The organism is Providencia sp. PROV223, assembly GCF_028479245.1.
Lineage (GTDB): Bacteria > Pseudomonadota > Gammaproteobacteria > Enterobacterales > Enterobacteriaceae > Providencia > Providencia rettgeri.
The window spans coordinates 491,617-511,901 of the sequence record NZ_JAMPNG010000001.1 but is presented as its reverse complement, the minus strand read 5'-3'; the positions used below and the strand labels follow the sequence as shown (position 1 = coordinate 511,901).

Genomic DNA, 20,285 nt, shown 5'->3' with positions numbered 1-20,285 from the left:
TTGCCTCACTCTTCCCGAATTCCTGATAATGCTGCTCGTGATAACACGAGGCGAGCTCTGTCAATAACTGGGCCATCGACCATTTTTCCGTTCAATGAAACCACACCTTTACCTTCAAGGGCTGCGGCATCAGCGGCTTCAACAACACGCTGTGCATGGTCGACTTCTTTTTGAGTTGGTGCATATAAATTATGAAGTAACTCAATTTGTCTTGGGTTAATTAATGATTTGCCATCAAAGCCGAGCTGTTTAATGTGAGCGGCTTCGCGTAGGAAACCTTCTTCATTATTCGCATCAGAATATACGGTATCAAACGCTTGAATACCGGCTGAACGAGCGGCTTGTAAAATGGCGCACCGAGCATAGAGGAGTTCTACGCCGTCTGGAGACCGCTCGGTGCGCAAATTGCGGACATAGTCCTCGGCACCTAATGCGATGCCTATAAGTCTTGGTGATGAATGAGCAATATTGACTGCTTGAGTGATGCCCATTGGAGATTCGATAGCGGCGAGCAAACCCGTGCTACCTTCTTCGCGGCCACAACTTTTTTCTATACGTAAGATTTCACTTTCAATATCAATAACATCTTGCGCAGTATCTGTTTTAGGAAGGCGGACAATATTTGCACCACCACGAACAACGGCCTCAAGGTCAGCAACACCAAAGGCGGAATCTAATGCATTGACCCGCACAATGGTTTCAATATCTTGATAAAGCGGGTGCTGTAATGCATGGTAAACCAAGCGACGAGCTGTGTCTTTTTCGCGTAAAGTTACAGAGTCCTCAAGGTCGAACATTAAAGCATCCGCTTTATAAATAAAGGAATTGCTTAACATGGCTGCATTGGAACCGGGCACAAATAACATACTTCTGCGTGTACGTGATTTTTGTTCTGGAGTCATTATTTATCCTCCCAAGGCAGATAGTCGATATCACAGGCGCGAGCCAATAAGGCTTCTAAACGCGCTTTAAGTACGCATTCCAGTGCACCTTTATCATCTACAATGATTTGTGCTCCTTGAATATCATGCTGCTGAATCATTTCTTGTACGATTTTTGCGATAGCATCCCCAAACTGCTTTTCAACACTACTGGTAATTTGTATTGAGACCTCTTGAGTGTCTTCTAGCGGTTCGATACGAACCATGACATCACTTGATTCAAGTGTGCCAGCTACTGCTGCGTGTTTTATCTTCATATTTCACCTATGGCTAATTCAGAACTTTCGGTGTGGCTTTGAGCGGATGCGACTTGATTGGCGACCATCTCTTGTAAATATTGATAGGTTGCCTCAGGTACAATCGGCTTAATCGCCGCAAGATCTTTTTTAGCGAGCAATCGTCTAACTTGTGAGGCAGAAACTGCCGTTCCATTGATGATTGTTCGCGGAAATTCAACGAGTTCTATAGGTGGAAAATTCATAGCATCGGTTTTTAACCAAAAGCGCATGTCTTGGTTATATTGGTTGGTGACTTGGCAAAATGGTTCCGAGCCTACGAATCGATGGGTTATCCCCAGAGCAGGGGCGATATATTGACGAAATATCTTAATGTCTATTTCGGTATAACAGTTATTGGCAACCGTTTTGTCTTTAATAAAGTAACAAGGAAAAGTCGCGCGAGAAATAATATACTCGGAGCCTTTGTGGATAGTGAGATTTTCTATTCCTTTAGTCCCAGCTTCGATTAAATTTAATCTAATTTTATAAGGGAAACGAGAGGTATCTTCTTTGACAACAAATAGGTGTAGCCAGTCACAGGCCTTCGCGGCTTGTTCTATTAAATAGCGATGGCCAAGGGTGAAGGGATTGGCATTCATGACGATTGCGCCAATTTTTTTTCCTTCCTTACGTTGTGCTTTTAAACTTTCGATATAACGTTTTAGATAACAGCAACTGTTTTCCATCAACACCATAATATCAGGAACGGTGGCAATAGTATGGAAGCCACATTGTTGGAATAAGCTTTCATTTTGAAATTTAGTATAAATAAATAAATGCGTTGTATTATTTTCGTAAGCAAGATTAACCAGTTCTGTTGCTAATTTTAATGCAAGGCCTTCACCTCGAGCATCATCACTAATAGCAACGCATTTAATAACATTTTTTGCTAAGCCTCCGCACGCAATTAATTTTTCATTGCGTGAGATTGTAATAAAAACGTCAATGCTTGAATCAAGCTCTAAATCGTTTTCCTTTAAAAACTGAGTTATTTCAGCAAGTTTCCTGTTCTCATGACGTTTTACTTGGTTAAACGTTATGTTTTCGAACATAATAGTATCCTGCATCTCATTTAGAGATGTTTTTAAAATGTTGCTAATGTTAAAGTTAATTAAATAAATATTTTTGGTTATTCTTATAAAAGTAAATATAAATTCTTATTTAATTATCCTCTCTGATATTTATATTAAAGATACTGTATTTAATATATTTGACCTATTTCATGTTTCTTAAATGAGATTGTATTTGTTTAATGGTTTTAAAGTTTTTAATTATTGGATATGTTTTTTATTGCTTGGTTTTAATGTGTTTAATTATTAATATGTGTATTATACCTTTGGCTTGAATCCGATTTATCGGTTATCCTACCTTTTTTGAATTAACAAATTTTTTACTTTTCAGCCAGTAACGAGATATAACATGAAAAAAGAATATGCATTCTCTTCATTGAAAAAAGTAAATTCAGTTTCATTTTCAGTACGAGTTTTTTTTCTGTTATTGATTGTTTCTGTTTTTTTAACGTTCGGGTTGGGCAAATATTTCACGGATACGGCTGAAAATCGATTGATTGCAAACATTCAATCGTTAGCGATGAGCCAAGCAAAGCTGATTGCTTCTATTGATGGTGTGGTGCAATCAGTAAAGAATAGAGATATTCCGAGACTGAAGGTTATTGCTGACAAACTAAACCAAGATTCCAACTATGATTATGTAGTTATCGGTGATGAAAAATCAATTCGGTTATATCACCCAAATAGCCAAAAAATTGGTTTTGAAATGCAGTGGAACAAACCAGGCGCCTTAGAGAAAGGGGAAAGCTATTTCATTAATGGCGAAGGCTCGATGGGAAATGCTGTTAGAGCCAAGACCCCTATTTTTGATGAACAAGGTAAAGTGATTGGCGTTGTTTCTATTGGTTACTTATCCAACAAAATTGATACGTCACGCAGTGAATTGTTTGTGCAAACAGGTGCTACCTTTTTAGGAATATTGATTATTTTGCTGTTTTTATCTTGGGGGTTTTCACGTTTAATTCAAAAACAAATGTTGGGAATGGAACCTGAAGAGATTACTCAACTGGTGTTAGTACAAAAAGGAATATTTGAAGCCGTTTTTGAAGGTGTGATTGCGGTAAATACACAAGGGCAAATTATCAATATCAACTCAAATGCGAGAAAAATGTTATCCCTAAGTAAGCCATTGGGCCAGTTAACAGGAACATTTGTGTCAGAGCATATATCGCCAGCTGATTTTTTTATTACCGACCTTGAAACAACTAAGCATGATGTGATTGGCGAGTTTAATGGTTTAAATGTGATTGCAAACCGGGTTGCGATTCGTGATGGTGAGCATCTGGTGGGGGCAGTTATTAGCTTTCGTAGTCAAAACGATATTGAATCGTTAAACTCTCAGTTGACTCAAGTTCGTCAATATATTGAAAATTTACGCACTTTACGGCACGAACATCTTAATTGGATGTCAACATTAAGTGGGTTATTGCAAATGAAAGAATATGACCAAGCGTTGGCTTTGATTAAAGGGGAATCAGAATCTCAGCAGCAATTAATTGATACACTCCGTGGGCAGTTTTTTGATAAGCAGGTTGCAGGTTTATTATTTGGTAAGCACCATCGAGCCAAAGAATTAGGGCTACAATTAAAATTTACTGCCGGTAGTCAGTTGCATGAATTACCTGATTCGTTAAATAGTACGGAATTTTGTGCCATATTGGGAAATTTACTTGATAATGCATTTGAAGCAAGTTTGAAAAATAATCAGGGTAATAAACAAGTGGAATTATACCTTTCTGATGAAGGGAAGGAGATTGTCATTGAAGTCGCGGATCAGGGGTGTGGTTTCCCATCAGAAATGCAAGATAAATGGTTCGAGCGCGGTGTGACAACGAAAACCGATGTGACAGATGGCCATGGTATCGGGTTATATCTTGTTGCGTCTTATGTTAAACGCTGTAATGGTGCGGTTATTATTGAAGAAAATCAACCGCATGGTACAGTATTTTCAATTTTTATTCCGAAAGTGAAGATATAAAATGATTAAGATAAAAATCCTCATTGTGGAAGATGAGTTACTACTTGCTGAAATGCACAGTGAGTATATAAAAGCCTATCCCGCATGTGAGAAAGTGTGGCTTGCAGGTAACCTTGCTGAAGCGAGAAAAATGATTGAATACATGAAACCAGACCTGATTTTATTAGACAACTATTTACCAGATGGTAAAGGGATTGATCTGGTCCATGAGTTAATACAAGAAAGGAATAATGCAGATATTGTATTCACTACGGCTGCAAGTGATATGGATACGGTTTCTGAAGCTATTCGTTTAGGCGTTTTTGACTATTTAGTGAAGCCAATTGCCTATGAGCGTTTAGGCCAAACATTGGATAGGTATATTCAACGTAAATCTGTTGTACAGGACAATAGCAAAACCAACCAAAGTAAAATTGATGATATGTTCAATACCTATGCGCGAGGGGAATCAAAGGAAGAACTTCCAACAGGCATTGATATTATTACACTTGAAAAAATACTCGCTTTGTTCACTGAACCTGATGTGCAATATACGGCAGAAAGTATTGCTGAAACCATCAAACTCAGTCGGACCACGGCAAGGCGTTATTTGGAGTATTGTTTAGCGAAGGATAAAATTGAAGCCGAAATTGAGTATGGCAAAGTTGGCCGACCGCAGCGAATTTATCGCGCTAAATTGTGAGTGTCTGAACTAATAAGTATATGCCTATAGAAGCTCTGCATTGGCTATAAACAATGCAGATTTTCTTTATCTTACTTATATTAGTGGTACAACAGTAAGTTGGAAAAATAGAGTTTATTGTTGCTGGTTTTCTAAAATTAACACTTTCTTTTCAGCCCGCTCATGGCCTTTAGCGGCTGCGAGTTGATACCAGCGTAGGGCTTTTTTATCATCGGCTTCAACACCCATACCATATTGGTAGCAAGCTCCTGCTGCATATTGCGCATCGACACTATTTTGCTGAGCGGCTTTTATAAACCAGTGACACGCTTTTGCTTGGTTAGCCTTGATACCATCACCGCGTGCATAGATAAGCGCAACATTAAATTGAGCCGAAACTTCACCTTGTTCAGCGGCTTGGGTTAGCCATTTTATGGCTGATTGGGTATTTTTTGGGGTGCCTTGCCCGGTTAGGTACAGCATACCTAAGCTATTTTGGGCGGGGGAAAAGCCCAATTCTGCGGCACGGGTAAAATATTGAAAGGCAAGAGGGTAGTTCACCTTATCATACATGCCTACAGCAGCCTGATAACCCAATAAATAGAGTGCTTGAGGATGGTTTTTTTCAGCAAGAGCAAGATATATTTTTTGGGCTTTTTGCGGGTCTTTTGTAACAGCTTTTCCCTCTTCATACCAATAGGCGAGGGTGAGCATAGCAGGTTGGAAATGTTGTTCGGCCGCTTTTTCTAGCCACTGTTCTGCTTTTTCTGGGTTTTTCTCTAATAAATTATCAAGGCCGTATAAGGTATATTCGGCCATATTCATTTGGCCAATAGGATCACCATTTTCGGCTGCTCTGCTCATCCAGTGCAGCATTTGTTTCTCATCTAACTTAACCCCGGTACCTTGTTGGTACATCAAACCAAGGTTAATTTGTGCTTTTGTAAAGCCTTGATTAGCAGAGAGAAGATACCAATGTAAAGCTTGGTCAAACTGATGGTGAGACTGATAAAACATACCTAAATTAAACTGAGCTTCGGCTTGGCCCTGTTCCGCAAGTGCAATTAGCGTTTTTTCATTAATTAGTGGCGTTGCTTCTTCTGCAAAGGCAGGAGAGAAAAATACGTTAATAAAGATAAAAAACAGTAAAAATACTTTTTTCACATGACATCCTTTGGACTAAGCTCTTAACGGCTACGTTATCTTGTTAGATAAGTTCCTGCAATGATATGAAGGACATTTTATATTAATTCTACTAAATCAGATGGTTAATTGTTGCTATTAGCGCATAGAGCAAAAAATACATAAATAATTTAAAAAAAGATGAACTTTTTTCAGTGATACTGTGTCTTAGTAGTATCTATATACTGTTTGCTTGCGTAAACATTCATATATTTACCCTCATCATTCATTTCTTTACACGAAGTAATGTAATAATGCACCTACGTAGTGATAGTTTGAATTTAGCAAAAAGATCCTTGAGTAGAATGCATTATGCCCAGTTTTTAACTGGGCTTTTTTTTATCCAAAATTCCAGTTTGAATGTCTCTTTAGCTGCGACTCTCTAAATCCTTTCTTATCATAAAAGATCATAAAAGAAAAAAGTGTTCATTTGTTATGGATATTTTTAGTTTTCCATAACGTTTAAAGCAATAAATCATAGAGTTATAAACAGGGTGTTATAGTTTTACTATAGAATAATGTTCTTAACATTTAATAAACAAATGACTAATTAGTAATCGATAATAATTTGGTGATTTTGTAAAAAATTGAAGTAAATCACGATTAAATTCAATTCAAGCAGTAATTAATACTAGCTAATTCTTTAATTTTGGTGCATAAATAACGTATATGGCTTAATTGATTATTGGGTTCTGGGCGGGTTATCTGCCAATTAATGTTGAATAAATAATCAAATGTGCTTTAACTCATTGAATTTATGTTTGAGATCCATAAACAAGTCTACACACAGTTTTGTTTGTTTTGAGGTCAGGGAATGATACTCCTCCTACCAAAAGTGAATCTTTTCAACTTTGAATTCTTGAGATCATAACAATGCGAGAGCGCATAGAGCGTTCCGTGGTTTTTTTGCATATGTACAGGTTGTACTAGAGGTAACTTGTGTCCACAACAAATAACAAAGAGGAAGTCAGTCTTAACGCGTTTAAGCAACCTCGCTCATTCTATCTTATTTTTTCTATCGAACTCTGGGAACGTTTTGGTTACTACGGTCTTCAAGGGATCCTTCCAATATACCTAAGCCAAGTGCTGGGTATGTCAGAAACAGAATCAATTACACTTTTCTCGGCGTTTGCAGCATTAGTTTATGGTTTTGTTGCGGTAGGTGGTTGGTTAGGGGATAAAGTTCTCGGAACAAAACGTGTTATTGTTCTTGGAACGATAACACTGATTGCGGGGTACGCATTTGTTGCTTTCTCAGGGCATGACGTGTCGATGGTGTATGTTGGCTTAGCGACTATTGCAGTTGGTAATGGTTTGTTTAAAGCAAACCCATCATCACTGTTATCAACCTGCTATGAAAAAGACGACCCTCGTTTGGACGGTGCATTCACCATGTACTATATGTCCGTGAATATCGGCTCATTCTTCTCAATGATTGCAACACCATGGTTAGCAAAACATTATGGCTGGGATGTTGCGTTCTCTCTTAGTGTTGTAGGCCTGATTATCACATTGATTAACTTCTATATGTGTAAAAAATGGGTTTCTCAACATGGCTCAAAGCCTGACTTCGCTCCTGTCGTGATCTCAAGGTTGGTCGCAACTGTCGCTGGTGTTGTTGCACTCATTGCGATTTCAACATGGCTATTGCATAACCTCGGTATTGCTCGTACAGCATTAGCGATTATTTCTTTGGGTATTTTAGTTATCTTTATCAAAGAAACATTAGCACTGAAAGGTACGGCGCGTCGCCGCATGATTGTTGCATTGATTCTAATGCTTGAAGCGATTGTATTCTTTGTTCTTTATAGCCAAATGCCTACATCGCTAAACTTCTTTGCATTACATAACGTAGAGCATGAAGTTTTTGGTTTTTCTATTGAGCCTGCACAATACCAAGCTCTGAATCCATTATGGATCATGATTGGAAGCCCAATTTTAGCTGCAATTTATAATAAAATGGGCGACAACTTACCGATGCCACATAAATTTGCTATTGGTATGTTGCTATGTTCCGCGGCATTCTTAGTTTTGCCATTAGGTGCGAAATTTGCAAATGAAGCTGGGATTGTTTCTGTTCAATGGCTAGTTATCTGCTATGGCTTCCAAAGTATTGGTGAGCTGATGATCTCAGGTCTTGGCCTTGCGATGGTAGCTCAGTTAGTTCCACAGCGTTTAATGGGCTTTATTATGGGCGCGTGGTTCCTGACTAACTCAGCAGCAGCATTTATCGCAGGGTATGTTGCCTCAATGGCAGCGGCACCAGAAGGTGAACTTACTAGTAAAGTTGAATCTTTAGCTGTGTACAGTGACGTATTCCTGAAGATTGGTTTAGTGACTGGTGTGATGGCAATTTTGATGGTTTTAACTGCTCCGATGTTAAATCGTATGACTCTTGAGCGTTAATTTTCATCTTAAATAGTTGTAATCAAAAGGGCTGAAAAGCCCTTTTGATATATATGACATACTGTATTGTTGCATTAATTAAAATAGCGATTATTAATCAGTTTTAGCGAACGGTCACGGCCATTAACCAAAATGGTATTTGAAATACGGCTGTAAGCATCTATTGATACACCATCCATCAAGATTGTTGGTGTGATAGCTGTGGCGGCAAATATGACATCAGAAGTACTCACCATCTGGTCTAAAGATAACACCTCACCAATTTCTAACCCCATTTGCTGACAGCGCAAAATTTCTTGTGCCGCGAGCTGTTTGTTTTCTTCGCTATCACCTTTGGCTTTATCTCGAGAAATTAGCCTTGCTTGCATATCACCGCCTAAAGCGCGTGCGATGGCTGCACTGATAATGCCTTCAGGAGCACCACCAGTCCCATACATCATATCAATGGGATGCTCCGGAAGAATGGTAAGTAATGAGGCGAGTACATCACCATCAGGGATGGTAATCACATTCGCACCAAAATTACGGATAGTTTTAATAATATGTTGATGGCGAGGTTTATCAAGCACTGCGATTGAAAGATTTGAAATGGGTTTATTCAGTGCGGAGGAAAGAAATTCTAAATTTTTTTCTAGGGGATTTGCTAGGTGAACAGCTCCTTTCGCTGCGGCACCAACAACAAGTTTTTCCATATACATATCAGGTGCTTGAAGCAGTGTTCCCGTTGGCGCGGCAGCAAGTACGGCAATGGCATTTTTTTCATTACAAGCCACCATACGTGTTCCATCAATAGGATCTACTGCGATATCTAACCCAACAGACCCGGATTGTTTGCCAACTTGCTCGCCAATATATAGCATGGGAGCATCGTCGATTTCACCTTCACCAATGACAATTTTGCCATGAAAATCAATTTCATTTAGGCGATTTCTCATTGCTTCAACAGCGGCTTTATCTGCGGCATTTTTATCTTGTTTACCTACCCAATCGAAGGCAGCTACAGCAGCGACTTCAGTAACGGAAGCGATAGCGGAAGCTAACTCATCACTAATTTTCATTTTTTGTTCGTATCCTAGGTGTATAAAAGAAAAGTACTTATCTCTATGATACGTTTTTTGTGATCTGTCTGGCAAATTATAGGTGATAAAAGCAACAGAGAATTTAGTGCCGCAATGAAATGGCAGCCTATGTTTAGGCTACCATTAATTTGAAAGCTAAAGCATTTCGACGATAGTGATACCGCCAATAATCGAAATTAAGGCAGCAAGTGTACTTAATAACACGGTTCCAGCAGAGGTTTCCGTATAGGCCTGATTACTAATTGCTAATGCAGGAACAGCGGTCGCGGTGGGTAATACACCAATGATAAACGCGGCTTTAAGTAAATCATCTTGTAATCCTAAAGCGAGCCCAGTCCCTAAAATAAGAGCGGCTTGAACAAAGTTTTTTATAAAGACGTTAAATATAATTTCCTTACTTATTGTCAGTTTGATTCCTGAAAGGAGCAATCCAAGGAAGAATAAAGCGACTCCGCCTGCTGTTTTACCTAATTCATTAACTGAGTTTTGTAATATTTCAGGTAATTTGACACCAAAAATAGCCAATAATGCCCCTAGAATAGGAAGAAAAACTAAGGGCTGGGCAATGGCTTTCCCAACAGATTTAAAGACACTATGCCCTTGCTGTGAGCCACTGATCATTAAGAGAGTAAATGGGATAATAATGACAGTATAAATAAGGTTGCCTAATACCATAGCGATTAAGCCTGATGACCCGACAGTTGCGAGCAAGACAGGTGGCCCACAGTAGGCCATATCAGGAAAAGACACCGACAATGCTTGCATTGCAGCATCTTTCTTATTGTGACGAAAAATAAACTTACCAAAAATAAAACCAATCACGTATGTTGCAATTAGTCCTACGGCTAATGCTAATAAGTAGTCAATATTGAGCAATACCGAGGGTGGAGCCTGTGCAGCAGCTAGAAATAATGCAAATGGTAATGCTATTTTAACTACAAAGTCAGCAAAGGCTTGGGAATACTCTCTTTTGATAAACCCATATTTACCCGATAGCCAACCGACGGCTAATCCAAGAACAATGGGCCCTAAAGCAGCAAGTATAATGTGAGTTAACATTAAAAATTCTCCCGATATTATGCGATAGGCTTTGTCGAATAAAAAATCTGTGGAATGACAGTTAACATTTTCCCGTGTGTTAACTTTATTTAAATTAAAACATTTATGTTTTTATCAGTGCTTAATTAAGAAACTAATTAACATAATTATAAATGACTTTAGTCATTTAAGGATAATAAGTATTAGAGTAATGTTTGCAGATAAAGCTATTATATAGATAACATAATAAAAAAAATTGTACTAATAAAATTTTAATGACTAATTTTTTGAGCATCTAAAAAGGAATATTAAGAATAGATAGTTATATCAGTTACCTATTCTTTATGAATGAAATTATCATTAAATGATGATTAAGGGTTTTCTTAGTTACTAAAATAACTAATGGGAGTATTAATAAGTCATACATAAAAGAAGGGAAGTATCGCTTCTTTTTTGTCTAAGGTATACCTAAAAGCAGCATGTAACGAATTATTTTGTAACAGTTTATTACATTTAGTTGGCAAGGGGATCAATGCTATTTACACTAGCAGTAATCGTGGTCATTATTTTCCAGATTCTCAATTGTGAATTTTATTATGAGGAAACCTATTTGTGGATACTTGGATACTAGTAGGACTCGTATTAGTTTTTCTGCTAGTGCTAGCTCCGATTCTTGCTATCATTGCCATCAATCGAACAGGTCGGTTGCAGTACCAAATTTCGCTGTTAAATCAGAAGGTTTCCTCATTAGAGACTTTGCTTTCAAAAGCAAAATATACGCAGAGTATATCCGTTTATGGTGTGGCATCTCCTCAACCAGTTTTAAATGAAATACAGGATGCGCCTGTAGAGCAAGAGGGAAATGAATTCTCTTCTAGTGCGGACGTTAAATTAGACAACGAACAGGGAGCAACTCAAGAGCTTGCCTCGATGAGCCATGTTGCTTACCAGCAAGCTGAAAAAGAACATGGTTTATCTGATAATGTGAATTCAGCTCCGATGAGGGAGCAATCTACTCATGAAAATACCAATCCAAATAGGTTTGATAACACGCTAGTACAGCAAATTGACCCAAATCGATTTAATCGTAATAAGCCTAATACAAATCAAAGCAATCAGCATTCGGTTAGTCACGATAAATCAATATTCAGCCATTTCTTTAGTTGGCTATTTAAAGGAAACCCGGTTGCGAAAATAGGTATCCTACTGTTATTCCTAGGTGTGGCATATTTACTGAATTACAGCGTGCAAAATGAAATTATTTCACCGCAAATGCGGTTAATTTTCAGTGCAGTAGGGTGCTTAGCTTTACTAGGGGTTGGCTGGTGGTTACGAAACAAAAAGGCATTATTTGGGTTGATTTTACAAGGAGGGGCGATAGGCTGCTTGTATATCACTATTTTTGCTGCCTTTAAATTATATACGATAGTGCCATATGGAATGGCATTCGCGTTTATGTTACTTATTTGTGCAGCAAGTATAGCTTTGGCATTATTGCAGCGAACTATTAGTTTAGCCGTTTTAGCATCAATAGGTGGGTATTTAGCACCGGTATTGCTTTCTACTGGCGGTGGAAGTCATGTTGTCTTGTTCTCTTATTACCTGATGCTGTCCATTGGTATTTTGGTTATTAGTGTGTGGCAAGCTTGGCGCCCTTTAAATTTAGTTGGTATGGTGATGACTTATGGTGTTGCCATTTTATGGGGATTAGAAAATTACCAACCAGGCTATTATTTATCTTGCCAACTCTTTATCATCGCTAATTTAGTTGTATTTAATGCCTTAACTCAACTGTTTTCACTGCGTTTTGAACATAGCAAGCAACTGATTGTTGATAATACACTTCTGTTTGTTCCACCTTTTATTAGTATTGCCCTTCAATTCTTTATTTCACAAGGGGAAGGTCTATTACCAGCCTTTATTTCACTGATGGTTGGTTTGTTATATCTGATTACTGGATCACAAGTACATAAGCGCTATAAATCTGCTGGCAAAAATATGGCATTAGCGAATATTATTATTGGTGCTGGTTTTATTACTTTAGCTATTCCACTAGCGTTAACATTTGAGTGGACTTCCATTATTTGGTCATTAGAAGGGCTGTTAATTCTTTGGTTCGGTTTACAGCAAAACCAGAAAAAAATGGCGGCTATTGGCTCTTTATTGATTGTTATTAGCGCAATAACCTTATTAAGTGATTATCCTTATTTATATTGGAGTCGCAGTAGTACTTATATGGTGCCAGTGCTATTAATCGCATGTTTTATGGCCGGAGGGCTTTTCCATACTCGTCGTCATGAAGACAGCAACTTTACTTTATTTAGCTATGGTTTCTTAATTATTGGCTTGGTGACTTGGTTTTGCTGGCTCCCCTTATTTACGGATATTTTATCATGGAGCCGTGAATCTGAAGGCTTTATTATTTTAGTTTTGGTCGTTATTTCTGTTTGGTTCTGGCGTTTATATGCTATCCATATAAATTGGGTGCCATTGCTACTTTGCCAATCCATCCTATGGATTGCGGGATATTATTATCTTGGTTTAGATTTCTTAAATGACCAAAACCCGATGGGGCGTGGCGAAGGTTCTCTTATATGGCCAGTTGTATTGGGTAGTTCTGTTTTATTTGTTATTCATGCGTATAAACTTCGTGATCGCTGGATGCAAAGAGTACTTCATAGCGCTAATTTATGGCTAATTCTTGCATTTATTGGTACTCAGGTGAATTGGTTTGTCTCCATTTTGCCATGGGGAATGCACGAAGTGGGGTATTTTATTTATGTCATGGCGATAACGCTAACCGTGATTGTTCTTTATTGGCTACAACAAAATAGAATGCCACCAATGAAACGTAATGGGTTAATTTACTGGTATGCAATGCTCCCTGTGACAGTGGGGTTAATTGTATTATCTTGCTATGCGAATTTAGAAGATGGCAAATTGACCTTTTGGAGTTATGTGCCGTTAATCAACCCATTAGATGAAGCTGGGTTATTTAGTATTGCGACTCTAATTTTAATACGTAAAGGTTTCACTCAAAAAATACGCAACATGACAGTGGCTAATTTTTGGATTCTACGTAGTTTATTAGTGGCTATAATTGCACTTTCTGCTTATTGGTTTAACGGTATCTTAATTCGTGCAATAGCAGATTTCGCTGAGCTAAATTGGAACTATGATACTCTTTATGATTCGCGCTTATTGCAAACTGTGCTTTCTATCAGTTGGGCATTGGCTGCACTAGCCTGTATCACTATTGCCGCTATTAAGAAAAATCGTATTTGGTGGTTTATGGGAGCCGGTATTTTTGCTTGTGTTATTGCCAAGTTATTCTTAATTGATATTTATGGGCAGGGTGGTATTTCTCGCGCAATTTCATTTATTGGCGTTGCATTATTAATTTTAATTGTTGGGTATTTTTCACCATTACCACCAAAAGAAACAAAAGGGAAAGTCGAACAGGAGAAACAATCATGAGTTTAATAAAAAATACCGGGCTAAGAAGGTTTTTTGCAGTCTTCTCTTTGTCATTATTGTTTTCAAGTTACTTAAATGCGCAGACAGTAGAAGAGGCTACACCTTATAGCTTTTATCAAGGCTCAGAAATAAATGTACTCGATACATCGACTCCTTTTTATTGGTTAGAGCTCCCTGTAAATGCATACATTAATTCAGCGTACCCCAAGACCTTGCAAGATGTTCGCGTCTTTAACGGTACGGGTAATGAAATTCCTTCAGTCTTATTTTCTGATACGGAAAAGTCCATTTCTAATGAGAAGGTGACTTTTACGCCACAACGTTTAGTGACGCAGGTTGATAGCGTTAATTCTCATGATGATGTGCGTAGAGAAAGGCAACATCTATTAGTTGAATCTATTCCAGGCAAGGTAGATAGAATTGAGTTGCCTAGTATGCAGGTAAAAGACAATGTTGCTTATCAGGCTTATTTATTAACGAGAAATCAAAGTCAAACCAAAGATACGCCAATTAAAAACCTGACATTAGACTGGGCTAAAAGTGAGAATGAATGGCAGGCAAAGGTATTTGTTTTTTCCAGTGATGACAAAGAAAACTGGCTAAATATAGCAACAAACCAGCCAATTATGAATTTGAAGTTAAATTCTGAAACTATTGCAAGTAATAATATTGAATTATTAAATGGTAATTCAAAGGCATTGAATGCACCTTATCTTATGGCTGTGATTGTCAGTGGCCCTGATATTGTTATCCCTGACTTATTAAAAGTAAATGCTACTTCTAGTATACTTAATTCAACTTATCGCCAGGAATTATTCCATTTTGAAATGACCAATGATGGAGTTTCAAAAGACCATGTTATATATCAATTGCCAAGAGCTCAGCCATTAAGTGAATTACAAATACAATTGCAGCAATCAAATCGCGTGATCCCACTAAAAATAGAGTATTCATCTGATAGAGGTGAAAGTTGGAAATTACTCACTAATATTGTTGCATATAATCAAATAATAGATGGTGAATTAGTTAGTAATCCGAGCACTACACTTTATGGCGAAATGGTAGGTAAAGTAAGAATTTCTGCACTCAAAGGCAGTTGGGAGGACCAACCACCAAGGCTAACGGGGAAACGAGATGCTTATAACCTTATTTTTAATTTACAAGGTCCCGCTCCGTATTTGCTTGTTTGGGGGAATAAACAAGCAAGCTTTGATAAATTGACCACAAGCCAGCTGATAGGGAAACCAGATAGCATTGATGAACTAATGACGAATTACCCTCAGCTCTTTCTTGATAATACAGTCATTGAATTGGGTGGTGTAGATAGGTTAACTGCAACAGACGCAGTTGATGATAATTTTAACTGGCTGACAATTACCTTATGGGTATTGTTATTTATTGGAATATTAGTATTAGGGTATTTTTGCTGGTATTTATTAAGAGAAGTTAACTCTTCAGATAAAACAAATAATGAAGAGCTATAACTAGATTTTTATTAACTAAATAGGGAATGGTTCCCTATTTGGTATTAATTTACGTCGTTGACAGTTTTGACATCTCTTTACTTAATCATGATAACTCTTACTTGTAGTCTGTTTTTTCTGACGGGGATTTGCGCTAAAACAGTTCTAACAGAATAGGAGATGATGATGAAAAAAACATTACTGGCTCGTATATTTATTATGGTTGTTATTTTGACTGGTTTTTCAATAGCTGCCCAAGCTACGAGTAATACGGTATTAACAGAAATTGCAATGCATAATAAAGTGACGTATGAATATGTACTACAAAACACAGATGGAAATGATGCAGATATTGAATTTGAACGGGAAACGAAAGAATTTGATAGTTCACAGCTGCGCAGTATTGTTAACGATAAACGTTTTAGCGGGCGACAATTCAGAATAGATGAAAGGTAAATCATCACTTAACTTTTCTGCGGACATGTTCATATTGAGATTATAAATCTACGATCAAAATAAAGGGGATTCTATGCATCAAGGCCAATGTTTGTGTGGTTCTGTAAAAATCACAACTACAAAAGATATTAGTCATGTCAGTGTATGCCATTGCGGAATGTGCCAAAAATGGAATGGCGGCCCAGGTTTTAGTGTTGATTGCGGTAACGATTTAATAATTGAGGGGCAAGAAGCTGTGACAATTTTTGCGTCATCTCAATGGGGAGAACGTGCATTTTGTAAAAATTGTGGTTCACACCTTTTTTATCATTTACTTTCACCTTCAACATATTATGCATCAGCCGCTTTATTTAAAGAGAGCCAAGATGCGCAAATGAGTATGCAAATTTACATCGATAGCAAGCCTAAGTATTATAACTTTGTAGAAAAAACACCTATGTTGACAGAGAAGGATATTATGGAAATGATGTCCCCATCATCTGACTAAAGTTTCTAGTTATAGTATTAATAGCAAGAAATAGGCAATTCGGCAGTAGCTATTCAGACTGTATTTTTTGATTTTATTGGTTAAATTAAGTTCTTATTTGTCATGCGAACGACTTAAATTTGTTTTACAATTAAGGTAATAAATAGACTTAGAAGTTGTTCAGAGGGATAAAAAATGAACAGTATGAAAGGAATGCGTCATGCGAGTAATATCGCGTGGGTACTGCAATGGATATTAAATATAGGCTTGATAGCACTCGCTGCTGTACTTGTATTCTTCTTAGCTAAAGAAACAGTGACAATGGCTTCATTAATGTTTGGTAGCTCAAAAGGAGCAACGGCTTATGAGTTACTAGAAGGTATTGTCATTTATTTTCTGTATTTTGAGTTTATTGCTTTGATAATAAAGTATTTTATGTCGGGCTATCACTTTCCACTAAGGTATTTTATATATATAGGTATTACCGCAATTATTCGCTTAATTATTGTTGACCATAGTGACCCAATGACAACTCTGTTACATGCAGGGGCGATTTTGGTTCTTGTTGTAGCACTTTATATTGCAAATACTGAAAAATTAAAGCGTGAATAACATACATTAGTGTAATTTACTTGCATACAAAAAAAGGTGTAATTATTATTCCTTTTTTTGTATGCGTAACCACGAAGCCAAACACTTAAGTGATATATTCTACATCTAAACCTATAAGTTTATAAAATTTAAGATATAGCATATTTGAAATATAAAATTAATATAAATAATTCTAATGTTTTAATTTGCAACTAGTTTATCCTGTTAAAACTAATCACAAAAGTATTTTACTTTTATATATAGGTTATTTACTGTTATAAAGTTTCTATTCTAATAACATAAGTAGCTTGTAAATATGACAACTAAAACACTTCCCAAGAAAAAAGGGTTCTTAAACCGTGTTGAGCGCATTGGTAATGTTATGCCTGATGTGACTATGCTGTTTGTTTATGCCCTGATTATATGTTGGTTTTTATCTTATCTACTTTCTTTCGTAGATTTTAGTTATTACCATCCTATTTCAAAAGAAAAAATTGCTATAGTTAATATGTTTCAGTATGAGGAAATAATATTATTTATTACTGCGGCAGTTAAAAACTTCATTAATTTCCCTCCTCTCGGTATAACGATAGTGGCAACGTTAGGTATTGGTATTGCTGAAAGCAGTGGTTTTATTAATACTGCATTGAAAAAAATGTTGTCGTTTATTTCTCCTAGAATGTTAACGCCTACCGTGGTGTTTGTCGGGATTGTTTCTCATATTGCTTCAGACTCTGCCTATGTGATTTTAATGCCAGTGGCAGCGATGATGTTTTATGCGAGTGGTCGTCATCCATTAGCTGGGATTGCTGCTGCATTTGCAGGTTTAGCGGGGGGATTTACTGCAAGTTATACGCCGTCAATTATTGACCCAATAATGCAAAGTTTTACGCAAGATGCCGCACAAATGCTAGCGCCAGGTTATAGCGTAAATGTTTTATGTAACTATTTTTTTAGTTTGGGTGGTACATTTGGGGTTATTTTCACGTGTTGGTTTATCACTGAAAAGATTGTTGAACCATGGTTAAATAAAAATTGTCCGATCAATTCAAACGAAGTGGATACTGATTCTGAAAAAGATTTAGGTAAAATTACGGCCACTGAGAATCGTGCTTTTCGTATTTCAGGTTTAGTGCTAATTGCGTTAGGTATCGGATTATTTGCATTGTTATGGCCAGAGAATTCTCCATTACGCGGGCCTGATGCCAGCTTAACTAGCCCTAAAGCACCTATTATGCAAATCGTTGTGCCTTTACTGTTTATTTTCTTTGCTTTGCCAGGCATTGTTTATGGTTATATGACGAAATCTTTTACGTCAACAAAAGATGTTGTTAAGGCAATGGAAAATATTACTAAGTCACTTATCCCATTTATTGTTTTTGCTTTTTTTGCTGCCCAATTTTTATATTCATTTCAACATTCTAATTTAGGCACATTATTAGCACTTTCAGGAGCTGAGTTATTACGTACACTTGATATGCCATCTGGAATGACTGTTTTTGGCGTCATTCTATTAACCGCTATTTTAAATATCATGATTACTTCAGCGACATCAAAATGGGCAGTCATGGCGCCAGTATTGGTACCGATGCTAATGGCAGTGGGAATTTCACCTGAGTTAACACAAGCGGCATTTCGTGTCAGTGACTCAGCAATGAACGTGAGCACACCGATGTTTCCGTTTTATCCGTTAATCCTGATGTATTGTCAAAAATACTATAAAAATGCAGGAATAGGAACATTGTGCTCAATGATGATCCCGTTTACTGTTGGGTTATTAATTATTTTGACTTCAACATTATATTTGTTCTGGGCTTTTGATATCCCAATTGGTTTCGACAGCGGTTACACATGGCATCCTGCACAGTAAGTAGGGCCAATACCTTATCTATTAAGTAAGTAGATAGGGTAAATATAGTCAATGCAAGGAATATGAAATGAACGAATTAGGTAAACAATTAGAGCAGCGTTTTTACCGCTATCTCGCTATTGAAAGCCAAAGTGACGCAGCAAGCATAGTTGTTCCAAGTACAGAAGGGCAACGTGAACTAGCAAAATTATTAGCTCAAGAGCTTGAAAACTATGGTCTGAAAAATGTTTATATTGATGACCATGCCATCTTATATGCAATGCGTCCAGGAAATAAGCCTTCAGCGCCAAAAATAGGTTTTGTGACTCATTTAGATACTGTCGATGTTGGGTTATCTCCCATCATTAAGCCTCAAACTTTGAGGTATGAAGGCCAGGATTTATGTTTAAATGAAAAAGAAAACATTTGGTTTAAGACTGCAGAGCACCCTGAAGCTGCACCTTATATTGGTGAAGATATTATTTTTAGTGATGGAACCAGCGTACTGGGTGCTGATAATAAAGCCGCTGTAACGGTTGTTATGGAATTAATGCATAAACTGCAATATGCTGATTTTGATTGTGGGGATATCTACGTTGCGTTTGTACCTGATGAAGAAATTGGTCTACGCGGTTCTAAAATTATGGATTTAACCCGCTTTAATGTTGATTTTGCTTATACTATTGACTGCTGTGCGCTTGGTGAGGTTGTGTATGAAACGTTTAATGCAGCTTCTATCGAAGTTTCAATTAAAGGTATTACCGCACATCCCATGTCAGCTAAGAATGTATTATTGAACCCTATTCGGGTTGCGCATGATTTTATTGGCTGTTTTGACCGTTTTGATACCCCAGAGCACACAGAGCATCGCGAAGGCTATTTTTATGTCACAGATTTAATCGCAAACCCTGATAATGCTAAAATTAAAATGGCGATCCGTGATTTTGACCGCCATAGTTTTGCAGCTCGAAAACGTTTTATAGAACAAGCTATTGAATTAATAAAAGCACGTCATCCAAGAGCAAAAATTGAATGCAGCATTGTAGATGTGTATAGCAATATTAGTGACTCGTTAGGTGATGATCGTACAGCGATTGATTTAATTTTCGATGCATTGAAAATTCAAAAGGTTGAGCCTAAAGTGATCCCGATGCGTGGTGGTACGGATGGTTCAGCTTTATCAGCAAGAGGCGTCTTAACCCCAAATTATTTTACTGGCGCACTTAATTTCCACTCATGCTTTGAATTTTTACCAATCAGTTCTTTTGAGAAAAGCTACCTAGTATCAGAAACTATTTGTCGTTTAGTTGGAAAAAAATAACGCATCAGTTAACTCTTAATAATAAGACC

The 20,285-nt window shown here is 37.3% G+C and carries 16 protein-coding genes; 10 read left to right on the top strand and 6 right to left on the bottom strand.

Annotated elements, in window-relative coordinates; all coding sequences use genetic code 11:
• Positions 1 to 5: 5 nt before the first annotated feature.
• The 3 genes from citE to citC are packed head-to-tail and all read right to left on the bottom strand — an operon-like array spanning position 6 to position 2,271.
• A complete protein-coding gene (gene citE, locus PR767_RS02540; RefSeq protein WP_004910068.1) occupies positions 6 to 902 on the bottom strand; it encodes a citrate (pro-3S)-lyase subunit beta in 897 nt (298 codons plus the stop codon).
• On the bottom strand, positions 902 to 1,198 hold the full coding sequence (gene citD / locus PR767_RS02535) for a citrate lyase acyl carrier protein (RefSeq protein ID WP_004910070.1): 297 nt from the start codon (positions 1,196 to 1,198) through the stop codon (positions 902 to 904). Before citD ends, citE begins: the two co-directional genes overlap by 1 nt.
• The gene (gene citC, locus PR767_RS02530) at positions 1,195 to 2,271 is read right to left on the bottom strand and encodes a [citrate (pro-3S)-lyase] ligase (protein WP_004910073.1); all 1,077 of its coding nucleotides are present in this window, start codon (positions 2,269 to 2,271) and stop codon (positions 1,195 to 1,197) included. The genes citD and citC overlap by 4 nt, the downstream gene beginning before the upstream one ends.
• 367 nt (positions 2,272 to 2,638) lie before the next feature.
• On the opposite strand from citC, the gene dpiB reads away from it, so the two are divergent.
• Both dpiB and dpiA read left to right on the top strand, forming a co-directional pair.
• A complete protein-coding gene (gene dpiB, locus PR767_RS02525; RefSeq protein WP_109911200.1) occupies positions 2,639 to 4,267 on the top strand; it encodes a sensor histidine kinase DpiB in 1,629 nt (542 codons plus the stop codon).
• Between the two features lies 1 nt (position 4,268).
• Positions 4,269 to 4,949 (top strand): two-component response regulator DpiA, encoded by a 681-nt coding sequence (gene dpiA, locus PR767_RS02520; protein ID WP_004910133.1) that lies wholly within the window; start codon positions 4,269 to 4,271, stop codon positions 4,947 to 4,949.
• 114 nt (positions 4,950 to 5,063) lie between these two features.
• Here dpiA and PR767_RS02515 read toward each other — a convergent pair whose 3' ends face one another.
• The gene (locus PR767_RS02515; protein ID WP_004910134.1) at positions 5,064 to 6,092 is read right to left on the bottom strand and encodes an SEL1-like repeat protein; all 1,029 of its coding nucleotides are present in this window, start codon (positions 6,090 to 6,092) and stop codon (positions 5,064 to 5,066) included.
• A 957-nt stretch (positions 6,093 to 7,049) separates the two neighbouring features.
• Here PR767_RS02515 and dtpA point away from each other — a divergent pair.
• A complete protein-coding gene (gene dtpA / locus PR767_RS02510; protein WP_109911202.1) occupies positions 7,050 to 8,516 on the top strand; it encodes a dipeptide/tripeptide permease DtpA in 1,467 nt (488 codons plus the stop codon).
• 74 nt (positions 8,517 to 8,590) lie between these two features.
• Here dtpA and glpX read toward each other — a convergent pair whose 3' ends face one another.
• Together glpX and PR767_RS02500 are read right to left on the bottom strand one after the other, a co-directional pair.
• Entirely contained in the window at positions 8,591 to 9,568 is a 978-nt protein-coding gene (glpX, locus tag PR767_RS02505; protein ID WP_181937027.1) for a class II fructose-bisphosphatase, read from the bottom strand.
• Positions 9,569 to 9,730: 162 nt separating this feature from the next.
• Positions 9,731 to 10,654: an AEC family transporter gene (locus PR767_RS02500; protein ID WP_004910140.1), complete on the bottom strand. Its 924-nt coding sequence runs from the start codon at positions 10,652 to 10,654 to the stop codon at positions 9,731 to 9,733.
• A gap of 591 nt (positions 10,655 to 11,245) precedes the next feature.
• Here PR767_RS02500 and PR767_RS02495 point away from each other — a divergent pair.
• The 7 genes from PR767_RS02495 (at position 11,246) to pepT (ending at position 20,256) form a co-directional block, all read left to right on the top strand.
• Positions 11,246 to 14,110, top strand: coding sequence for a DUF2339 domain-containing protein (locus PR767_RS02495; RefSeq protein WP_110731866.1), 2,865 nt, complete (start codon positions 11,246 to 11,248; stop codon positions 14,108 to 14,110).
• On the top strand, positions 14,107 to 15,594 hold the full coding sequence (locus PR767_RS02490; protein WP_210783343.1) for a DUF3999 family protein: 1,488 nt from the start codon (positions 14,107 to 14,109) through the stop codon (positions 15,592 to 15,594). Before PR767_RS02495 ends, PR767_RS02490 begins: the two co-directional genes overlap by 4 nt.
• 165 nt (positions 15,595 to 15,759) lie before the next feature.
• Positions 15,760 to 16,029 (top strand): hypothetical protein, encoded by a 270-nt coding sequence (locus PR767_RS02485; protein WP_109911205.1) that lies wholly within the window; start codon positions 15,760 to 15,762, stop codon positions 16,027 to 16,029.
• Between the two features lie 73 nt (positions 16,030 to 16,102).
• Positions 16,103 to 16,516, top strand: coding sequence for a GFA family protein (locus tag PR767_RS02480; RefSeq protein ID WP_109911206.1), 414 nt, complete (start codon positions 16,103 to 16,105; stop codon positions 16,514 to 16,516).
• 183 nt (positions 16,517 to 16,699) lie between these two features.
• A complete protein-coding gene (psiE, locus tag PR767_RS02475) occupies positions 16,700 to 17,107 on the top strand; it encodes a phosphate-starvation-inducible protein PsiE (RefSeq protein WP_371021253.1) in 408 nt (135 codons plus the stop codon).
• Positions 17,108 to 17,402: 295 nt separating this feature from the next.
• Positions 17,403 to 18,956, top strand: a complete 1,554-nt coding sequence (locus tag PR767_RS02470; protein ID WP_272519840.1) for an AbgT family transporter — start codon at positions 17,403 to 17,405, stop codon at positions 18,954 to 18,956.
• Between the two features lie 67 nt (positions 18,957 to 19,023).
• Entirely contained in the window at positions 19,024 to 20,256 is a 1,233-nt protein-coding gene (pepT, locus tag PR767_RS02465; protein ID WP_109911209.1) for a peptidase T, read from the top strand.
• Positions 20,257 to 20,285: the final 29 nt, after the last annotated feature.

What these genes read in the sequence shown, in the direction of transcription:
- citE (WP_004910068.1), bottom strand. Translation starts at nt 902, where the DNA reads ATGACTCCAGAACAAAAATCACGTACACGCAGAAGTATGTTATTTGTG.
- citD (WP_004910070.1), bottom strand. Translation starts at nt 1,198, where the DNA reads ATGAAGATAAAACACGCAGCAGTAGCTGGCACACTTGAATCAAGTGAT.
- citC (WP_004910073.1), bottom strand. Translation starts at nt 2,271, where the DNA reads ATGTTCGAAAACATAACGTTTAACCAAGTAAAACGTCATGAGAACAGG.
- dpiB (WP_109911200.1), top strand. Translation starts at nt 2,639, where the DNA reads ATGAAAAAAGAATATGCATTCTCTTCATTGAAAAAAGTAAATTCAGTT.
- dpiA (WP_004910133.1), top strand. Translation starts at nt 4,269, where the DNA reads ATGATTAAGATAAAAATCCTCATTGTGGAAGATGAGTTACTACTTGCT.
- PR767_RS02500 (WP_004910140.1), bottom strand. Translation starts at nt 10,654, where the DNA reads ATGTTAACTCACATTATACTTGCTGCTTTAGGGCCCATTGTTCTTGGA.
- PR767_RS02490 (WP_210783343.1), top strand. Translation starts at nt 14,107, where the DNA reads ATGAGTTTAATAAAAAATACCGGGCTAAGAAGGTTTTTTGCAGTCTTC.
- PR767_RS02485 (WP_109911205.1), top strand. Translation starts at nt 15,760, where the DNA reads ATGAAAAAAACATTACTGGCTCGTATATTTATTATGGTTGTTATTTTG.
- PR767_RS02480 (WP_109911206.1), top strand. Translation starts at nt 16,103, where the DNA reads ATGCATCAAGGCCAATGTTTGTGTGGTTCTGTAAAAATCACAACTACA.
- psiE (WP_371021253.1), top strand. Translation starts at nt 16,700, where the DNA reads ATGAAAGGAATGCGTCATGCGAGTAATATCGCGTGGGTACTGCAATGG.
- PR767_RS02470 (WP_272519840.1), top strand. Translation starts at nt 17,403, where the DNA reads ATGACAACTAAAACACTTCCCAAGAAAAAAGGGTTCTTAAACCGTGTT.
- pepT (WP_109911209.1), top strand. Translation starts at nt 19,024, where the DNA reads ATGAACGAATTAGGTAAACAATTAGAGCAGCGTTTTTACCGCTATCTC.